Consider the following 16,973-nt stretch of genomic DNA (forward strand, 5'->3'; position numbering starts at 1 on the left):
TCCGACCCAAACTAGCAATGTGCTGGGTTCAGTCTTTTGACCTTATGGGTTGGCTCGCGTAAAAAATCGCGCTGAGGTGGGCGTAGCCGCCGGATGAGCGGCATGGACGCCGCGAAAGCCTGCGCCGCGTAAGACAAAAACGTCAAAGACGTTTTTAAACAGCACTTGTGCTGGCCCGAAGGGCGAGTCCCATTAATGGGGCGAGTAATCGCGTCGCAGGTGGTCCGAACCGCGGATACGAACGCCGAAGGCATCGCCAAGCGGCGCGATTTCCCGCAAAAAGCCAGGGGTCACGGGGCGACGGCGATGAGCCGCCCCGTGTCGGGCGCGTGCGACGCGAGTTGCAGAAATTCACGCGGCGTGTAGCGCACGAAACCTTCACCGTAACAACAGAAACAACAAAAGGGCGAGGTTGCTGACACAGTCCGTAGAGCGGGAGTAACGGATAGATCGTAAAGACGCTGTGAATACATCCTTGTACGCTCGGCTTGCGCCATCCCTGGCGCAAACGCTTTACTCTTCTATTCCGTTACTCCCGTTTTCATTCGGCAAATAAGTTTGTCAACGGTCTGAGGGCGATATATCGCCCTTTTGCTCAAGACAAAGATAAAAAGAACTTACTTCCCAGTTACCGCCTGCACCGACAGAGAGGCTTCGGCCTGCGCCACACTGCGCTCGATGACAGCACGGCGTGTGTCGTTTTGCGGGAGCAGTTTTAGCATCGCTTTCCAGGCATCAATCGCGTCTTGATAGCGCTGGGCTTCATAGGCATTGAAAGCCAAAAGGCTCAGTACGCGCACATTGGTCGAGCCGGAATTCATCAGCTCACGCAGCATGTCACCACCGCGCTGGCTATCACGCGGGTCGGTGGATCTCGAAAGTAGATCGGCATAATCCAGCGCCAGATCCGTATTTTTCGGATCGAGCTGGAACGCTTTGGCAAACGCCTGCACAGACATGTCATAGTTATTCAGCAAGCCCGCAATACGCCCCAGCATCCACCAGTCTTGTGCATTATCTGGCTGCGCTTCCAGTTGGCTGCGTAACCCCAAACCGAGGCGCGAGACTTCTTCGATGGTCAGTGGTTCTGCATCAGCATCCAGCGCTCGCTTCATCAGATCTGGCGTTAACGCCACCACCTGCTGCAACTCTTGCACCCGATTAACCGCAGAAGTCTGCCAAAACACACCGAGGCTGACGATGACCAGCAACAGCACACCCGGCAGCAAAACCCAACGGTTCAACGGACGCCGTTGTACCGTTGTACCGTCAGGAATATCTTGCAATAGCGTATGCTGGAGTTCTTCAACTAACTGAGCACGCTCCTGCTCATTGGCAACATCCCCATTAAGTTCACGCAGACGATCGCGATACAGCGCCTGATTGATCGCATCGCGATCGTATTCGCCCCGTGACGACCACGGCGCAAGCAGCAGCGCGGACAGTGCAATCAGCGATAAGACAATGATGGTTGTCAGTAACATCATTCCGATTTCTCCTCACGTCCCAACAACATCTGCAAACGCTTTTTATCCTGTTCACTCATCGGTTCTTTGGCACTTCTGATGCGGCGCGCGCGCTGAATAATCATCGCCGCCCCCGCCGCCAGAAACAGCGCAGGCAATAGCCATAGCAGGATCGTGAAAGGCGTAATCGGCGGTTCATACGTCACAAAATAACCGTAACGATCCACCATATAATCGACAACCTGCTCTTTCGTTTGCCCTTGCTGCATGAGCTCATACACTTTCTGCCGCATATCCGAAGCAATCATCGAATTGGAATCGGCAATGCTGTTGTTCTGGCATTTTGGGCAGCGCAGTTGCATCGTCAATTCGCGAAACTGTTGCTCCTGCGTGTCGTTGTCAAAACGCAATACTTCGGATGACGCCAGCACGCTGAACGACAGCAGCAGTGCACCAAGGAAGCTGAGCACTCTCATGCGCCGCCCTCCTTGCTGTATTTTTCCCACAGCGGTTGCAGCGTTTCTTGCCACACCTGCATGTTGAGATCGCCCGCATGGCGATAGCGAATGATGCCTTTCCCGTCGATCAGGAAGGTTTCCGGCGCGCCGTACACACCTAGATCTAGCCCCAACATGCCGTCGCCATCAAACAAGCTCATTGCATAGGGGTTGCCTAGCGTCTTCAACCATTCAACCGCTTTGGGGCGTTCATCTTTATAATTCATGCCCACGACGCGAATTCCCTGCGCCGCCAGCGTATTGAGAAACTGGTGTTCAGCCCTACACGTTGGGCACCAGGTCGCCCAGACGTTTAGCAGCAGCGGCTTGCCATCACTCAGTTCAGATTGGCTGTAAATCTTTCCCGGCTGATCCAGCGATTCAAGACGAAACGCAGGGATTGATTTGCCAATCAGGGCGGACTCCAGTCGCATGGGATCGTCACCGTCGCTGTTACGCACCAGTTGCCACAGCAAGGCAACAGCCAGCAGCAAAAACAGGGCGAGCGGGATTAATAAAATCTTACGGCTCATGCTGATGTCTCCCTAACGGCCCGACGCAGGCGATAGCGAGGGTCAAACATGCACAGAATGCCACCTAACGCCATCAGCCCCCCGCCATACCAAATCCAGCGAATAAAGGGTTTGTAATACAGCCGTACCGCCCAGCTATCGTCATCTAATTGTTCGCCCAAGGCCGCATAGAGATCGCGCGTCACACCCGCATCAATAGCAGCTTCCGTCATGACCGCGCCGCTGGTGTTATAGAAGCGTTTTTCCGCTTTCAGGATCGCCTCCGGCTTGCCGTTACGCGTGACCTCAATCGTCCCTTTACCGCTGTGCCAGTTAGGCCCCACAACATTCTGCACACCTTGAAACGTAAACCGATAATCATGGATCTGGATGCTGTCGCCTGCCCGCATCCGCACATCACGCTCGACGCTATAATTCTGACTGAAGGCGATGCCCACCACCGTCACCGCCAGCCCAATATGACCGCACACCATGCCCCACTGGCTCAGTGAGAGTGTGGTCAAACCGCGCAGCAGGCCATGACGTCGAGTAGAATTGGCATGCAGGTCGTACACCGTTAAGAAAAATACCCACAGCGCCATCGACAAGCCGACTACCGTCATGGCAACCAGCGAGTCCTGCAACAACCACGGAAGCAGCAGCGACAGCGCGGCGGTCACAGCCAGCGCAACCAGCAGCAGCTTACGCAGCTTTTGCGGCTCATCGCGCCGCCAACGAACCAGTGGCCCCACGCCCAACAGCAGAGCAAAAGGCGACATTAACAGGGTAAACATGGTGTTGAAGAACGGTGCGCCAATGGAAATGCTGCCCAAACCCAATTGCTTATGCACCAACGGCAGCAGCGTTCCCAGCAGCACCACGAGCGTGGCCGCCATCAGGATCAGGTTATTGCCGAGCAGGAACGTCTCACGCGACCAGAGCGAATTCGTCACCCGTGCCCGTACTCTGTTGCCTTTGATGGCGAACAGCAGCAATGAACCGCCGATGACAATGACCAGAAATGCGAGAATAAACATCCCACGCGCCGGATCGGAGGCAAATGCATGCACCGACACCAGTACGCCAGAACGCACCAGAAAGGTACCCAACAGGCAGAGCGAGAACGCGCCGATAGCCAACAACACCGTCCAGGCTTTAAAGCTGCCGCGTTTTTCGGTGACCGACAGCGAATGCAGCAGCGCCGTGCCCACCAGCCACGGCATCAGTGAGGCATTTTCTACCGGATCCCAGAACCACCAACCGCCCCAGCCGAGTTCGTAATACGCCCAACCAGAGCCGAGCACGATACCCAACGTCAGGAACGACCAGGCCGCCTGCGTCCACGGTCGAGACCAACGTGCCCACGCGCTGTCCAGCCGTTCAGCCAGCAGCGAGGCAACCGCAAACGCAAACGCCACGGAAAACCCGACATAACCCATGTAAAGCAGCGGAGGGTGGAAGATTAACCCGACATCCTGCAGCAGCGGATTGAGATCGCGCCCGTCAATTGGGTAGTCCGGCAGCGTGCGCGTAAAGGGATTCGACGTCAGAATAATGAACAATAAGAAGCCGACATTAATCATTCCCATGACGGCTAATACCCGGGCGACCGCATCCAGCGACATCCCTCGGCTGAAGACCGCCACGGCAAAGGTCCAACCGCTCATCAGCAGAACCCAGAGCAGCAGCGATCCTTCATGTGCGCCCCATGCCGCCGCCACGCGATACCACACTGGCAGCGCACGATTCGAGTTGTTTGCTACATAGAGGACGGTGAAATCATTGATCACCAGCGCATGCACCAGCACGAGGAAGGAAGCCAAAATGCATGCAAACAGCGCCCAGGCAAGTGGACGCGCCAGCGCCATTAGGCGTTCATCCTGACGTGATGCCCCCCACAGCGGATACACGCTGAGCAACAGCGCGACGCCCAGCGCCAGACAGAGCAGATAATTGCCCACTTCAGGCATCATAACCGTTTACCCTCTGTGCCAGCCGCGGGTGCATGGCCGTTCTGCCCTTCCATCGCCGCTTTGATTTCCGGTGGCGTGTAATTTTCGTCATGTCGGGCAAGCACTTCTTTCGCCGCAATATGATCGTCGGTATCCAGAATGCCCTGCGCCACAACGCCTTGCCCTTCACGGAACAGGTCCGGTAGCATCCCGTTGTAAGTCACGTCCACTGAACCCTTCGCGTCATAAACGGTGAAACGGACCTCCAGACTTTGGCTATCACGGCGTACGCTGCCCGGCATCACCATGCCGCCAACGCGCAAACGCTGTCCGATCGCCGGTTTTTCCTGCGTTTCATTTTTGCCGTAGAGAATTTCGCTGGGCGTATAGAAGAGATCGATATTTGAGCTCAACGCATAGAGCATCAGCGCTATCGTCAGTACCGCGCCGCAGACGACGGCCAGAATGGCATAGAGGCGAGTTTTACGCGGTGCACTCATTGCACCACCCCCATGGTTTCCGACTGACGCGCCGTGCTCTTACGCTGATCACGCGCCTGCTGGCGGCGGATATCCCGCAGCAATGCACGACGGCCCAAAAGGGTATGCCCGATCAACGCACTCAGCGGTAGCAGCGTTAACACCACGGCCAGCCACACGTACAAGGCATAGCCGCCCATCGCAAAGAAATCTTGCCAGCTCGTGAAGGCGATATTCATCGTGCTACTCCTCCTTTATTGACCAGCGCAGCAACCCAAGGTGCACGGCGCTGCTGCACCAGTATCAAATTACGCAATCGCATGAGTGACAACGTCACGAATAAACTCATAAACCCTAGCATCATGATTCGCAGCGGAAGGCGCATGGCGGGATCGATGGTCTTCTGCATTTTTGTCGATCCCTGATGCAGGGTATTCCACCACTCGACCGAGAAATGGATGATGGGTAAATTCACCACGCCAACCAGCACCAAAATGGCCGCCGCACGACCGGCAAGGCGGCGATCGTCAAATGCGTTGTAGAGCGCGATGATACCGACGTACAGAAATAACAGGACGAGTTCCGACGTCAGGCGTGCATCCCAAACCCACCAGGTTCCCCACATCGGTTTGCCCCAGGTAGCGCCAGTGGTCAGCGCAATAAAGGTAAACACCGCACCAACGGGAGCCATCGCTGCCACGGCAAGCTCCGCCGTTTTTGACTGCCGAATCATCCCGACCAGCGCGAAAATCGCCATCACGGCATAGACACCCATCGACCATACGGCAGCTGGCACGTGCAGATACATGATGCGATACCCTTGCCCTTGCTGAGAATCTACAGGCGCAAACCCGAACCCTAACAGGCAACCGCCGATCAGCAACGCGACGCTGATCAGGGCAATCCAGGGGATAAGCCTGCCGCAAAGGCCATAAAGGCGATCCGGCTGCGTAAGCTGATAGTTTTTTTTCAACATAATCGTGTGCTCACTTTGCGTAAAACGCATCCCAACGGGACGACGAATGCGATCCTGAGATCGGAAAATTATTGTATGCTCACCCGCAACGCCGCCGCCGTGGCAAACGGGCTTAGGGTGGCGCTACCCACCAAAAAAGCACCGAGGATCGCCAGATACCCACCCACTGGCAGTTGCATCATCGCGGCCTCTACCGCCGCCGTCGCAAAAATCAGCAGCGGTATGGTCAGCGGCAGTACCAGCAGGCTTAACAACACGCCGCTGCGGCGCAGCCCGACCGTTAATCCCGCGCCAATAGCGCCTAGAAAACTCAGTGTTGGCGTGCAGAGCAACAGCGTTAATGCCATCACCCACCAGCCGTGGCTGTCCAGCCCAAACAGAAGTGCCGCCAGCGGGGAAAGCAGTAGCAGCGGCAGCCCACTGACCATCCAGTGCACCACCACTTTCGCCAGCACCACTAGCGGCAGCGGCAAAGGCAGCAGCGTCAGTTGTTCTAGCGAACCATCCTGATAGTCATCGCGAAAAAGACGATCCATCGCCAGCAGAGACGCGAGCAATGCCGCGACCCACACCACACCCGGCGCCACGCGCATCAGCAGCTGCGGTTCTGGCCCGATGGCCAACGGAAATAAGATGATGACGATGAGGAAGAACCACAGCGGGTTAAGAATCTCAGCGTTATTGCGTAACGCGACGCGCAGTTCTCGAGCAATCAACCGCCGCATTATGGCGTGCCCTCACTTGGTGTGAGCTGGATACAGCGGATACTTTGAGCAAACGGACGTAGCGGCTGATGAGTGGTTAAAATGATGATGCCGCCGTGCGCAATATGGTGTTCCATACGCTGTGTCAGCATTTCGACGCCCGCCACGTCAAGCGCGGTCAGCGGTTCATCCAGAATCCACAGCGGCACATCGGTGAGCCACAAACGCGCCAGCGCAACGCGACGCTGCTGTCCCGCCGAAAGACGCGCCACAGGCACGTCTTCATATCCAGCCAACCCGACAGCAGCCAACGCCTGCCAATGTGCATCCTGATGCTGTTGCGGATAGAAAAAGCGCAGATTTTCTTCACCGGTCAGGACGCTCTTGATGCCCGGCTGATGGCCTAGCCACAGAAGCTGCTGATTAAAATGCTCGCGGATACGATTGATTCGCTGCCCCTGCCAGCAGATTTCCCCCGACTCGGGCGTCGCCAGACCGCTTAACATGCGCAGCAGCGATGTTTTACCTACCCCGTTAGCACCGGCAATCTGCACCATTTCTCCCGGGCTGGCGGTAAACGACAACGCGCTGAACAGCACATGCTCATCGCGTATGCAAACCACATCGCGCGCTTCTAACATCGGGGTTTACTCCTACTTTCTTCGTGGCTATAGAATAACATGACGCCTTTACTCCCCCTCTTGGGGGTCGTAACCCTAAAGAGTTAATCTTTTTTATTGAGATCAATAAAGTCGGTGATTCCGGTTATCTCCGTCATCATGACGGTGCCAAAAGCGGTGCTGGCATTGCTGAGCCGAAGGAAATCACGCACTATTTCTGGCTGTTCTTCAGCAGCGTTGCCGTGTTGATCGCCGCGATCAATTGAGCGCGGTTAACCCGCGGGCTGTATGTATCCAACAGGCGCTGCCAAATCGTAATCGCGCGTGCATAATCGGCCTTCAAGAATGCGTCAGACGCCAGCAGCATCAGTGCCGTGACTTCATTGGCGTCCAGCGCCAGCGCTTTATCGACCATCTCCTGCATAGCAGGCGTGACAACCTGACCAGACTGGTAATACAGCACTGTCGCCAGCGCCGAATACAGCTCCGCACTGTCACCCTTAAGCGCAATCGCCTGCTGATAAGCGCGCAGCGCGTTGTCATAAGCGTTACGGTAAAGATAATACTCACCCAGTTCAGCCCAGAGGACGCTGTTGCTCGGCGTTTTACGAATGTTGTCCTGCAAGGCAACAAGCTGTTTTTCCTGCTGTTGCGCGTCGCTAAAATCACGTAGCGGATCGGCAAGCCGCTGGCGTTCCGCCTGAACCAGCACACCACGCTGGCCCAGCGCATAGAACGCCGCACTGCTCAATAGGATAACGATGACCGCGACCACAATGGCGATAGTGGGCATCGGGCGCAGTGCAGAAAAAGAGGATTGCGTTAGCGGTAGGTCATGCGTCAGCTCACGCCCCAACATCTTGGCCTCATGCTCGGACAGATGCTTCCCTGCCTGTTCACACTGAAAATGCCAGATACGCTCCGCTAAACGCGGTAGCTTTCCATCCCCCTCGGTCTTGCGCAGGGGTAATAGCGGCCACAACAGTCCGACAGCCAGAGCAAGAATAGCGACAGCGACGATCAATTCGTTTAATAGGTTCATGAGCGCGCCCCTCGGTTCTGTCGCCGTATCACCCGCCACGCAATCACCGCGATCGCGAGCAGCAAAAACAGCGGCGTTAGCCAAAGGATGCCGGTTTGCATTTTCATCGGGGGGTTGTACTGAACAAAATCGCCATAGCGCTGGTTCATAAACGCCATAATTTCTGATTTGTCTTTACCTTGCTCCACCATGGAAAAAACCTCATGGCGCATGCTGACCGCGACGGGCGAATTCGACTCCAGCAGGCTTTGATTCTGACACTGTGGACAGCGTAACTCTCCGGCAATTGCCATCGCGTCCTGACGCTGTGCCTGACTGGAAAACACCCAGGTATCAACCACCTGTGCCTGCACAGAAAAAGCCAGCAACATGAGAAGAAGCGCAAGGTGCTTAGTCATAGACCCTTCTCCCTCGGAACCATCCCAGCAGTGCGCCAGCGACCATCAACATGCCGCCGCCCCACACCCAGCGAACGCCGGTTTGCACATAGAAACGCATCGCATAGCGGTTTTCGCCGGTTTTCTCTCCCATCACGGCATACCATTCTCTGATTGGCCCCCAGGCAATACCCGGTTCAATCATCTGATGTTTGCGTGTATTGTAATAACGCCGTTCAGGTATGACGCGAGCGATCGGCGAGTCGCCACGATAAATCGCAATCACGGCCTGCTCTGCGGTGTAATTCTGCGCCGCCACTAAATCCAGCTGTAAAAAATGAAATTGATAGTCACCCAGCGTGACCTGTTCGCCCTGACCCACATTGGCGCTGATTTCTTGCTTGCTGCCCGCAGAGAACGCAATCCCCAAGGCAAACAACGCCACGCCCGTATGTGCTAACAGCGCAGGAAGCTGCTGGCGTAGCGCCGACAGCGGCTGTAGCCACTGAGCTGCCATCACCCAGCCGATCAGACCGGAAGCCAGCGCCACATCGTATCCATACGGCCATAAGACCAGAGCGGTGACGACACCGACTGCCAGCGTCACGCCTAAGTGCCAGACAGGCCACCGCGTACTGCGTTTCCAGTAGCCTCCCGCCGCAACGCCAATGAGCAACAGCATCAAGCCAGCAAAGGGCAAGAGCACGCGGTTAAAATAGGGTGCGCCTACTGAGATTTTCCCCCAGCCCGCTAGTCCATAAATCATCGGATAAAGCGTACCGAGTAGTACCACCAGCGCGACGGCACTGAATAGCAACAAAACCAGCAGTATTGCCATTTCCCGTGACCAGCCAGAGAAGCGGGCTGCGGAATGGACAAGCTGAGCACGCCAGCCATAAACAGCCAGCGCAGCCATGCTTAAGCAGGCAAACAAGATAAATAAAGGTACCGCGCGATCATGTTCGAGGGCAAAGGCATGGACAGAAACCAGTATTCCGGAACGAACAATCAGCGTCCCCAGCAGGCATAAAATGAACGTCAACAGCGCCAATATCAGCGACCAATGGCGGAAGATACCGCGCATTCGAGTGACAGACAGACTGTGAAGCAATGCGCTAGCCGTTAACCACGGAAGCAACGAGGCGTTCTCTACCGGATCCCAGAACCACCATCCTCCCCAGCCCAGCTCGTTATAAGCCCACCACGATCCCAAAATGATTCCCAGCGTCAACAGGCTCCAGGCGGGCAGCGTCCAACGCCAGCAAATCCAGGCGGCTGGTGCAGTAAACTCGCCGTGAATCAGGGCAGCTAACGCCAGTGCCGCACTCACGGTTAAGCCGCCATAGCCTAGATAGAGCAACGGTGGATGGAGAATGAGGCCAATATGTTGCAACATCGGGTTGAGATCCCTCCCCGCCACCGCAGGCGGGAAGAGGCGCACAAAAGGATCGGAAAAAAACACAATGAATACCAGCAATGCGGTCGCAATCACCGCGAGCATCGCCAGCGTCAGCGGGAACAGATCGCTCATCGCCTTGCGATAGCGGCAGGCAAATGTGGCGCTCCAGCCGGATAAACACAAGAGCCACAGCAGCAGCGAACCTTCATGCCCGCCCCAGACCGCCGCAATTTTGAGCCCCAGCGGTAAATCACGGTGGCTATGCTGAGCGACGTAATTAACAGAAAAATCATCCTGCACCACGCTCAACGTCAGCGCGACAAACGCGAACAGCACGAGACCAAACAGCACCAGCGTCCAGCACCGCGCCAGTCGGTAAGTGCCCGACCAGCGCAGGGTGTAGCCTGAAAATGTCAGCAATGCTGTTGCCACACCGACGCAAACCGCCAGTAACAGCGACACATACCCAAACTCTGGCAATAACAACATCAACAGGCCTCTTGCTGGGAACTAGACAACGGTTAACTGCCCCGCATAGAGGATAAAGAAGCGCAGCAGTAAAACGCCCACCAGACTCATGCCGCAGACCGCCAGCACGCCATAGGGTGAATGCTGTCGGTTAGCCCACGACTTGAGCAGCAAGGGAATGACTAATCCAATCCCTACAACGCCCAGCCAGAACCACACGGCCCAGAATCCACCACCCAACGCAGCCACTAGCGCCCGTTGCTTCCCATCGTCCCCTAACGCGAGGCCAATAAAGAACGCGAACAGCAAGAAGATCTCTAGCCACACGACCGGCGTTTCGACGCGATGGATAAAGTGCGCCTCTTCGCTATGCGGATTGCGGCGATAGCGGCAGGTCATAGCGATCAACGCCACTGCGGCACCGGAGGACACGCCCGAAAACAGGAATAACGCAGGTAGAATCGGATTATTTAGTAGCGGATAGGTCTTCAGCGCGGAGAGCAAGAATCCGGTATAAGCCCCTAACATCACCGCCAGCAACAACATCACGATATCCAGCGATTTCTGCATCGGTGCCAGCCAGCAGAGCACCTTGGGGAAGAGAGTCAGCTTCGGCAGCCAGCGCTGTTGCAGCACAATAGCCTGCTCGCTAAAAATATTGATCAGCCAGACTGCCAGCGCCGCCATGTAAACCTGAAACAGCATAACCCCAACGGACATCACGGAGGTAAAACTGTAATGGAACATGAGCTTCCAGAACGTCCAGGGGCGCGTGAGGTGGAAGACCAGAATCAACAATCCCAAAATGATGGTGCACGGCGCGAGAATAAGCGTGGTGCGCATTAGCGTACTGTCTGCTGTGGCCTGTTCGGGATGGTAGCGCCGCAGTAAGGCAGACAGCGTCACCAGCCCCGCAGAAATCCCCACCAGGAACAGGTAAATCGCAATCGGCCAGTCCCAGACTAACGAATCAAAATGGAATGCGCTTGAAGACACGGGCGTCATTGATGAACCTCCCCGTATTTAAACGGTACGCGATAAACCTTAGGACGAGTGCCGAGCGCGATTTTGTAGCGATAGGTCGGCTGTTGACGAAGCTGACGGGAAATGTCGCTGTCAGGGTCGTCAAGGTTACCGAACGTCAGCGCGTTCGTCGGACAAGACAACACACAGGCGGGCAGTTTTCCGGCTTTCAGGTTAGTCTTGCGGCAAAAATCGCACTTATCCGCCGTTTTCGTCTGCGGATGAATAAAGCGCACCTGATAAGGGCAAGCCGCAATACAGTATTGGCACCCGACGCACAGATCGGGATTCACATCCACAATGCCGCTTGCCGCATCACGAAACGAGGCTCCGGTTGGACATACGTCAACGCAGGGTGAATTTTCACAGTGCTGGCAGGAGTGACGGAAAAAGCGGTATTTCACGTCTGGGAATGTCCCAATCGGTTCGCTGCGAATGATCGTCAGACGCGATACGCCCTCCGGCACCTGATTGACCTCACGGCAGGCATCCATGCACGCCGTACAGCCGATACAGAGCGATTCATCATGGATCATGCCGTAGCGGACGCCGTTGATATTCAGCGTCTGTGCGACGACTTGTCCCGCCGTGCTGGTGATGGCGATCAGCCCGCCCATACGGGCAAGAAATTGACGACGAGAGCAACTCATGGCTGCCTCTTATTACCCAGATGCACTGAGGCTGGGTTGAAGTCTGGGTTATTGCGCTGATCGCTATGACAATCCACACACAGTTTGATGCGGCTCTTGTCGTTCAGCGTCTGCATACTGTCCTGCGTGGGGTGCAGTTGATGGCAACTGGCACACGCCACTTTCGCCACATGCACATCGTGTGGCCAAAACGCTTTCTGCAACTGCTCCGGCGCATGGCATGACATACAGACGCCGTTCTGTTCTTCCACCTTATACATCGGGAAGTTAAAGCGCATGACATCTTTAACGCCTTCGCGGTGCAGCAGTGACGGCTTGCCATGACAGTTTGTGCAGGTCAGCTGTTGTTGATTATGCGGGTTGACTGCGGAGGCATGTTTGCCCTGCATGCCATCCTCTTCCGGTTTATGGCACTGTAGACAAGCCTCATCGGGATTGCGCTGTGGCATTACCGTCCACCGCTCTCCTTTTTCCGCCTGGGGTGCGGGCTGCGTCAGCCCTGGCAATGCCCAAAGCATGCCTGATACCAGCACCCCGGCAGTCAATAACGAACGTAATACGCTCATATCCACTCCACTTTATGATCGCCCGCGTCCACGGGCGATGGGGTTATTAGTTCAGTCGTCCAGCTTTACGCGCTTGCTCATCCCACTGCGGCACTACCGTGTTCAGGAAATCCTGTTTCTCGGCGTTGATTTGCTGCATGTTGAGACCAATCGCCTGTTGCGCTTTCTCTTTCGTCGAGATATCCGGCAACTTGACTTCCCCTGTCACCCCTTTCTGTGCCAATAAGCGCACCAGTTTGGTTCTCGCCTCGGCAGATTTGCTCAGCGAGGTGCCAAGCATCCGTAAGCCTTCATCCGGCGCATGCATGTGAATGCCGTGAGACGCCACCGCCAAATCCCAGCGCCACTGCGCATGGCGGATATCTATCAAAATCGGCTGCATGTCTGCTTCGGTTGCACCGGCATCCCAGGCCGCTTTGGCCTCAAAATGCGCGTGAACCAGTTGCTCTTCTGCTTTCAGTTTTAATTCCTGAATGGCCGTTTTACGTTCAGCGACAACCGCTTGCATTGCTGCTTTATCCTGCGTATGGCAATTGGTGCACGTTTCGCCGTAATTATCGAAGGGGTTACCGATCTTGTGATCGGTGTACAACTTGCCGTCTGCGTTTTTCACTTTCGGCATATGGCAGTCGATACAGGTCACGTTATTTTTACCGTGGATACCAACGCTCCAGGTTTCATACTCTGGATGTTGGGCTTTCAGCATCGGTGCGCGGGAAAGGGTGTTGGTCCAGTCGGAGAAGGAAATGGCGTCATAGTATTTCTCCATGTCCTCGACTTTCGTGCCGTTATCCCATGGGAATTTCACGGCTTTGTCTTTGCCAGAAAAATAATACTCAACGTGGCATTGTCCACAGACCATGGACTGCTGTCCGAACCGACTGGCGCTATCAAACGGCTTGCCAATCGCCTCCATCGCGCGTTCCGCGTAAGGACGGGATAGCGTCAGCGCGGGCTTGCCCTGAGCAAAATCCGGTGACGCGGTATCATGGCAATCTGCACAACCGAGATCGTTAGTAATCTCCGGCCCACCTCGCGCCCATTTGCCTTTGAAGTAGCCCTCCTCGCCCTCCTGTTGGATCAACCGAGCGACGTCCGGGCTTTTACAACTCCAGCACGCCATTGGCAGAGGGCCATCTTCTGCCGTCTTCGGTGCACCGGTGCGTAGCGTTTCACGTACGTCCGTTATTGCGTAAGCGTGGCCGCGCGGCTTGTTATAGTCTCTGGAAAAGGGGTAACCCGCCCAGAGGATCACCATATAGGGATCTTCTGCCAGCGCATCGTGGCGCTCAGACTGTTCGCTGGTCGCCTTCCACGAGTTGAACTGATCGGGGTGTTGATTGATGAATACCGAATTTCTTGCCTCTATCGGGGCGGGAGAAGGAGACGCCGGAACATCCGCCGAATAGGCTGGCATCATTAGAAAGAGACTGGCTACCATGCCCCACAGATAGGAGATTGACATGCTTATCCTGACCATGCGTTTGTGTCCACATTAAGCCGCCTGCTGGCGGTCATTTTAGTTATCCATTCGACAGAAACCACACCAACTGTCGTGACATTACTCGCCCTATGAATACCAAAAAGATGCATTTGAAATATTGTTTTTGATCAAAGGTAAAGAAAAGTAATGAATCGTATCGAAAGTTATATGAGGATTATCTCAATCACGGAGGGAGGACATTGCCAAAATAAGACAAGGGACTTAAAAATTGCGGGCTTAAAAATTCAGGACTTAAAACCTGTCAGCTTTGACATCAAAGTATGCGGTGTGAGCACTGGGATGAGGTGTTCATGTCGGAAATTCATCCCAGTGTGTTTTCTGATAAAACGCGGCGTGAGGCATCCCCGCGGGAACGCATTACCGTGAACGCGCTAAATCCACGCTTGAGTAAGCGGTATTAACCCTTCAGGGATTTTTATTTTCCCTGACCATAAGCCAACGCCAGTTTGGCGTAGAAATCTTCCAGCGTGAAGCGGGCATCAACCGCGTTATACACCCGAATCTGGCGCGCATTGTCCTGAGGCGCATAGGTCAGATCGTCGTTTAACTGTGGCGCGTTGACCAGCGTGTAGTGATATTCGTGGTCATCCAGCAGCAGAGAAACCGAGGGATTGTCACCCAATACCCAAACTTCACTTTTCGGCCAGGGAACATCTTTGATGGTTTCGGAAATCGCACGATTAAACTCGATCAGCTGTTGCCATAGGTACTCCCCGACTTTGCCTTGCGGCTTAACGCGTACCGCAAGTTCAGACAGCGAAACACGCACGGACATATAGACATTGTGCGGAACCTGCCATAACGGCACCTGAGATTTGAATACGTGGTTCGCCGCCACCGGATCGTTGAACATATTGTATTCCCAGCCGCCTTTCGGGTAAGGCATACCACCAATCCACACAACCGTCATTTTGCTAGCGATCTTCGGTTCAGCTTGCAGCGCAGCGGCAATATCCGTGATCGGCCCCATGACTAACACAAATAACGGATGCGGATCGTCTTTTAACGCCTCCTTGATGAGCATCTGCGACCCTTCACTCAGTGCTGGCGCGCCACCGTCGGCTTTCAGCGACTGTGTCGCACCGCGATAAACGGGAATATCTGTCTTTCCCATCACATTCATCAGTCGCTGGAGCTCATGATAGCTTTCCATCATGCTGTTTTCGCCATCACGTTTCATCAACGGCGCGGTACGGGAGTAATGGGCGGCAATCAGTCCTTTCACCTGCATCGTTGGCGTCAACACCGCATGCGCAACGGCAAAATCATCATCAGCCTCGTTTTTAGCATCGGCACTGATAATGACGCGGATCTGTTTATGATCGGCTACATCAAAAGGTGAGGTTTGAGCCTGAGCGGTAAATGCGCTGAGGAAAGGCAATGCGACGATCACCATGGCAAACTGGGAAAAAGACCTGTGAATAAACATGATTATCCTTAACTGTGCTGAGCAGTCGTTGATATGGCAGCCCAGCGATTCAGGCTGCCCAGAGAACGCGGGCACGCGACGACTCTGCCCGCAGCACGCCGATGCTATTTAAAAAGCTTCTGAACAAATTCGCTGTAGGCCGGTCGCCAGACATCCATCTCATGGCCGAGGTTAGGATAGTGGGTATAGTCAAACCGGATATTTTTCTGCTCTAACATCGTTTTCAAACCCGCAATATCCTTACCGGTGATGTTATCGGTTTCGCCAATCACCACTGTGAGGTTCTTCAGTTGCTGATTAATCTGCTCAGGCCGTTCAAGCTGTGCAGCAACAGCCATGTTTGGCACCGTTTCGGTAGTCACGCCGCTGAACGTTGCAAGCCAACCAAAATGATCCAGATGGCTCATACCCGATACCAGTGCCTGATAGCCGCCTTGAGACAAGCCGGCCAGCGCCCTGCCGTTTGCATCCTGACGAACATTAAAGCGTTTGCCGATCGCGGGGATAATGTCATGAATAAGTTCTCTGTCCGCTGCTAAGGCATTGCGCGGATAGAACACCTTGCGCCGCTCCTGCGGTGGGTATTCTTCCGGGATAATCCCAGGAACGTCGGTTTCCGTATCAGGGATGACAACCAGCATCGGTTCAATTTTTTTCTCTGCCAGCAGGTTATCCATCATCTGCGGTATCCGCCCCTGCACAACGGCAGACGCACCTGTGTCGCCAAAGCCATGATAGAAATAGAGCACGGGTAACGGTTTTGACGATTCGCTATAGCCCGGTGGCGTCCAGACATACATCTGACGCTCTGATTTCAACGCGTTGGAGTGGTAGGTCAGTGTTCTCAGTTCACCATGCGGAATCTGGCGTACATCCAGAATGCTCCCCGGCACCAGAATCAGGCTGGTGTTCACCTGACGCTGCGGTTTGGTAAACGCCGTACCGGTATCAATGGTGCGAAAACCATCCACGCTGAAGAAGTATTCATACAGATTCGGTGCCTGCACTGGCGTTTTAAACGACCACACACCTGCTTCATCTTTTGTCATCGCATGGGACACGATGCTATCGGGTGTCGAACCGGTAAAAACACTGACCTGCTTCGCCGTTGGCGCAAACAGGCGGAAAGTAATGCTGCTGTCCGCGTTAACCGCCGTAACATACTGGCTCACGGGGGCCGTTGCCGCTGGCATAACAGGAAAGTCAGCCGGTAGCGCAGACGCATTGATAGAAAGGCCTGACAGAACGCCCAGCGTTAATAATGATAAAGAGATTTTCTTCATGTTCATTCGCATAATCCCATCCCAAC

General features: G+C 54.9%; 18 protein-coding genes and 1 pseudogene. 1 reads left to right on the forward strand and 18 read right to left on the reverse strand.

From position 1 onward, the window contains the following. Nucleotides 1–102 precede the first annotated feature (102 nt). Nucleotides 103–366: pseudogene (locus tag DCX48_04320) on the forward strand (hypothetical protein). A 251-nt stretch (nt 367–617) separates the two neighbouring features. Here the strand turns inward: DCX48_04320 and ccmI are convergent. The 18 genes from ccmI to DCX48_04410 all read right to left on the reverse strand — a co-directional run bounded on the left by ccmI (nt 618) and on the right by DCX48_04410 (nt 16,953). Beyond that, nucleotides 618–1,487, reverse strand: coding sequence for a c-type cytochrome biogenesis protein CcmI (gene ccmI / locus DCX48_04325; protein QXE13797.1), 870 nt, complete (start codon nt 1,485–1,487; stop codon nt 618–620). Then, entirely contained in the window at nt 1,484–1,942 is a 459-nt protein-coding gene (locus tag DCX48_04330; protein ID QXE13798.1) for a cytochrome c-type biogenesis protein CcmH, read from the reverse strand. Before DCX48_04330 ends, ccmI begins: the two co-directional genes overlap by 4 nt. Further along, nucleotides 1,939–2,496: a DsbE family thiol:disulfide interchange protein gene (locus DCX48_04335; GenBank protein QXE13799.1), complete on the reverse strand. Its 558-nt coding sequence runs from the start codon at nt 2,494–2,496 to the stop codon at nt 1,939–1,941. The genes DCX48_04330 and DCX48_04335 overlap by 4 nt, the downstream gene beginning before the upstream one ends. After that, entirely contained in the window at nt 2,493–4,448 is a 1,956-nt protein-coding gene (locus DCX48_04340) for a heme lyase CcmF/NrfE family subunit (protein ID QXE13800.1), read from the reverse strand. Before DCX48_04340 ends, DCX48_04335 begins: the two co-directional genes overlap by 4 nt. Beyond that, the gene (ccmE, locus tag DCX48_04345) at nt 4,445–4,927 is read right to left on the reverse strand and encodes a cytochrome c maturation protein CcmE (protein QXE13801.1); all 483 of its coding nucleotides are present in this window, start codon (nt 4,925–4,927) and stop codon (nt 4,445–4,447) included. Before ccmE ends, DCX48_04340 begins: the two co-directional genes overlap by 4 nt. Continuing rightward, nucleotides 4,924–5,145, reverse strand: coding sequence for a heme exporter protein CcmD (gene ccmD / locus DCX48_04350; protein QXE13802.1), 222 nt, complete (start codon nt 5,143–5,145; stop codon nt 4,924–4,926). Before ccmD ends, ccmE begins: the two co-directional genes overlap by 4 nt. Continuing rightward, nucleotides 5,142–5,882 carry a heme ABC transporter permease gene (locus DCX48_04355; GenBank protein ID QXE13803.1) on the reverse strand — a complete coding sequence of 247 codons (741 nt, stop codon included), beginning with the start codon at nt 5,880–5,882 and terminating at the stop codon, nt 5,142–5,144. The genes ccmD and DCX48_04355 overlap by 4 nt, the downstream gene beginning before the upstream one ends. 68 nt (nt 5,883–5,950) lie before the next feature. Beyond that, the gene (ccmB, locus tag DCX48_04360) at nt 5,951–6,607 is read right to left on the reverse strand and encodes a heme exporter protein CcmB (GenBank protein QXE13804.1); all 657 of its coding nucleotides are present in this window, start codon (nt 6,605–6,607) and stop codon (nt 5,951–5,953) included. Continuing rightward, nucleotides 6,607–7,227 carry a cytochrome c biogenesis heme-transporting ATPase CcmA gene (gene ccmA / locus DCX48_04365; GenBank protein ID QXE13805.1) on the reverse strand — a complete coding sequence of 207 codons (621 nt, stop codon included), beginning with the start codon at nt 7,225–7,227 and terminating at the stop codon, nt 6,607–6,609. Before ccmA ends, ccmB begins: the two co-directional genes overlap by 1 nt. A 190-nt stretch (nt 7,228–7,417) precedes the next feature. Then, nucleotides 7,418–8,248, reverse strand: a complete 831-nt coding sequence (gene nrfG, locus DCX48_04370; protein ID QXE13806.1) for a heme lyase NrfEFG subunit NrfG — start codon at nt 8,246–8,248, stop codon at nt 7,418–7,420. After that, nucleotides 8,245–8,646 carry a heme lyase NrfEFG subunit NrfF gene (gene nrfF, locus DCX48_04375; GenBank protein ID QXE13807.1) on the reverse strand — a complete coding sequence of 134 codons (402 nt, stop codon included), beginning with the start codon at nt 8,644–8,646 and terminating at the stop codon, nt 8,245–8,247. The genes nrfG and nrfF overlap by 4 nt, the downstream gene beginning before the upstream one ends. Next, nucleotides 8,639–10,513 carry a heme lyase CcmF/NrfE family subunit gene (locus DCX48_04380; protein ID QXE13808.1) on the reverse strand — a complete coding sequence of 625 codons (1,875 nt, stop codon included), beginning with the start codon at nt 10,511–10,513 and terminating at the stop codon, nt 8,639–8,641. Before DCX48_04380 ends, nrfF begins: the two co-directional genes overlap by 8 nt. Before the next feature lie 21 nt (nt 10,514–10,534). Continuing rightward, nucleotides 10,535–11,497, reverse strand: coding sequence for a cytochrome c nitrite reductase subunit NrfD (nrfD, locus tag DCX48_04385; GenBank protein ID QXE13809.1), 963 nt, complete (start codon nt 11,495–11,497; stop codon nt 10,535–10,537). Then, on the reverse strand, nt 11,494–12,165 hold the full coding sequence (gene nrfC / locus DCX48_04390; GenBank protein QXE13810.1) for a cytochrome c nitrite reductase Fe-S protein: 672 nt from the start codon (nt 12,163–12,165) through the stop codon (nt 11,494–11,496). Before nrfC ends, nrfD begins: the two co-directional genes overlap by 4 nt. After that, on the reverse strand, nt 12,162–12,731 hold the full coding sequence (locus DCX48_04395; GenBank protein ID QXE13811.1) for a cytochrome c nitrite reductase pentaheme subunit: 570 nt from the start codon (nt 12,729–12,731) through the stop codon (nt 12,162–12,164). The genes nrfC and DCX48_04395 overlap by 4 nt, the downstream gene beginning before the upstream one ends. A gap of 46 nt (nt 12,732–12,777) precedes the next feature. Then, a complete protein-coding gene (nrfA, locus tag DCX48_04400; protein QXE13812.1) occupies nt 12,778–14,211 on the reverse strand; it encodes an ammonia-forming nitrite reductase cytochrome c552 subunit in 1,434 nt (477 codons plus the stop codon). 439 nt (nt 14,212–14,650) lie between these two features. Then, nucleotides 14,651–15,664: a nucleoside hydrolase gene (locus DCX48_04405; GenBank protein ID QXE13813.1), complete on the reverse strand. Its 1,014-nt coding sequence runs from the start codon at nt 15,662–15,664 to the stop codon at nt 14,651–14,653. A 104-nt stretch (nt 15,665–15,768) separates the two neighbouring features. Next, nucleotides 15,769–16,953: an esterase family protein gene (locus tag DCX48_04410; protein ID QXE13814.1), complete on the reverse strand. Its 1,185-nt coding sequence runs from the start codon at nt 16,951–16,953 to the stop codon at nt 15,769–15,771. Nucleotides 16,954–16,973: the final 20 nt, after the last annotated feature.

Source organism: Pectobacterium atrosepticum (assembly GCA_019056595.1).
GTDB classification, from domain to species: Bacteria; Pseudomonadota; Gammaproteobacteria; order Enterobacterales; family Enterobacteriaceae; genus Pectobacterium; species Pectobacterium atrosepticum.

What these genes read in the sequence shown, in the direction of transcription:
- DCX48_04340 (QXE13800.1), bottom strand. Translation starts at nt 4,448, where the DNA reads ATGATGCCTGAAGTGGGCAATTATCTGCTCTGTCTGGCGCTGGGCGTC.
- ccmA (QXE13805.1), bottom strand. Translation starts at nt 7,227, where the DNA reads ATGTTAGAAGCGCGCGATGTGGTTTGCATACGCGATGAGCATGTGCTG.
- DCX48_04395 (QXE13811.1), bottom strand. Translation starts at nt 12,731, where the DNA reads ATGAGCGTATTACGTTCGTTATTGACTGCCGGGGTGCTGGTATCAGGC.
- ccmD (QXE13802.1), bottom strand. Translation starts at nt 5,145, where the DNA reads ATGAATATCGCCTTCACGAGCTGGCAAGATTTCTTTGCGATGGGCGGC.
- nrfA (QXE13812.1), bottom strand. Translation starts at nt 14,211, where the DNA reads ATGGTCAGGATAAGCATGTCAATCTCCTATCTGTGGGGCATGGTAGCC.
- DCX48_04380 (QXE13808.1), bottom strand. Translation starts at nt 10,513, where the DNA reads ATGTTGTTATTGCCAGAGTTTGGGTATGTGTCGCTGTTACTGGCGGTT.
- DCX48_04330 (QXE13798.1), bottom strand. Translation starts at nt 1,942, where the DNA reads ATGAGAGTGCTCAGCTTCCTTGGTGCACTGCTGCTGTCGTTCAGCGTG.
- ccmB (QXE13804.1), bottom strand. Translation starts at nt 6,607, where the DNA reads ATGCGGCGGTTGATTGCTCGAGAACTGCGCGTCGCGTTACGCAATAAC.
- DCX48_04410 (QXE13814.1), bottom strand. Translation starts at nt 16,953, where the DNA reads ATGAACATGAAGAAAATCTCTTTATCATTATTAACGCTGGGCGTTCTG.
- DCX48_04405 (QXE13813.1), bottom strand. Translation starts at nt 15,664, where the DNA reads ATGTTTATTCACAGGTCTTTTTCCCAGTTTGCCATGGTGATCGTCGCA.
- ccmI (QXE13797.1), bottom strand. Translation starts at nt 1,487, where the DNA reads ATGATGTTACTGACAACCATCATTGTCTTATCGCTGATTGCACTGTCC.
- ccmE (QXE13801.1), bottom strand. Translation starts at nt 4,927, where the DNA reads ATGAGTGCACCGCGTAAAACTCGCCTCTATGCCATTCTGGCCGTCGTC.
- nrfF (QXE13807.1), bottom strand. Translation starts at nt 8,646, where the DNA reads ATGACTAAGCACCTTGCGCTTCTTCTCATGTTGCTGGCTTTTTCTGTG.
- DCX48_04335 (QXE13799.1), bottom strand. Translation starts at nt 2,496, where the DNA reads ATGAGCCGTAAGATTTTATTAATCCCGCTCGCCCTGTTTTTGCTGCTG.
- nrfD (QXE13809.1), bottom strand. Translation starts at nt 11,497, where the DNA reads ATGACGCCCGTGTCTTCAAGCGCATTCCATTTTGATTCGTTAGTCTGG.
- nrfG (QXE13806.1), bottom strand. Translation starts at nt 8,248, where the DNA reads ATGAACCTATTAAACGAATTGATCGTCGCTGTCGCTATTCTTGCTCTG.
- nrfC (QXE13810.1), bottom strand. Translation starts at nt 12,165, where the DNA reads ATGAGTTGCTCTCGTCGTCAATTTCTTGCCCGTATGGGCGGGCTGATC.
- DCX48_04355 (QXE13803.1), bottom strand. Translation starts at nt 5,882, where the DNA reads ATGTTGAAAAAAAACTATCAGCTTACGCAGCCGGATCGCCTTTATGGC.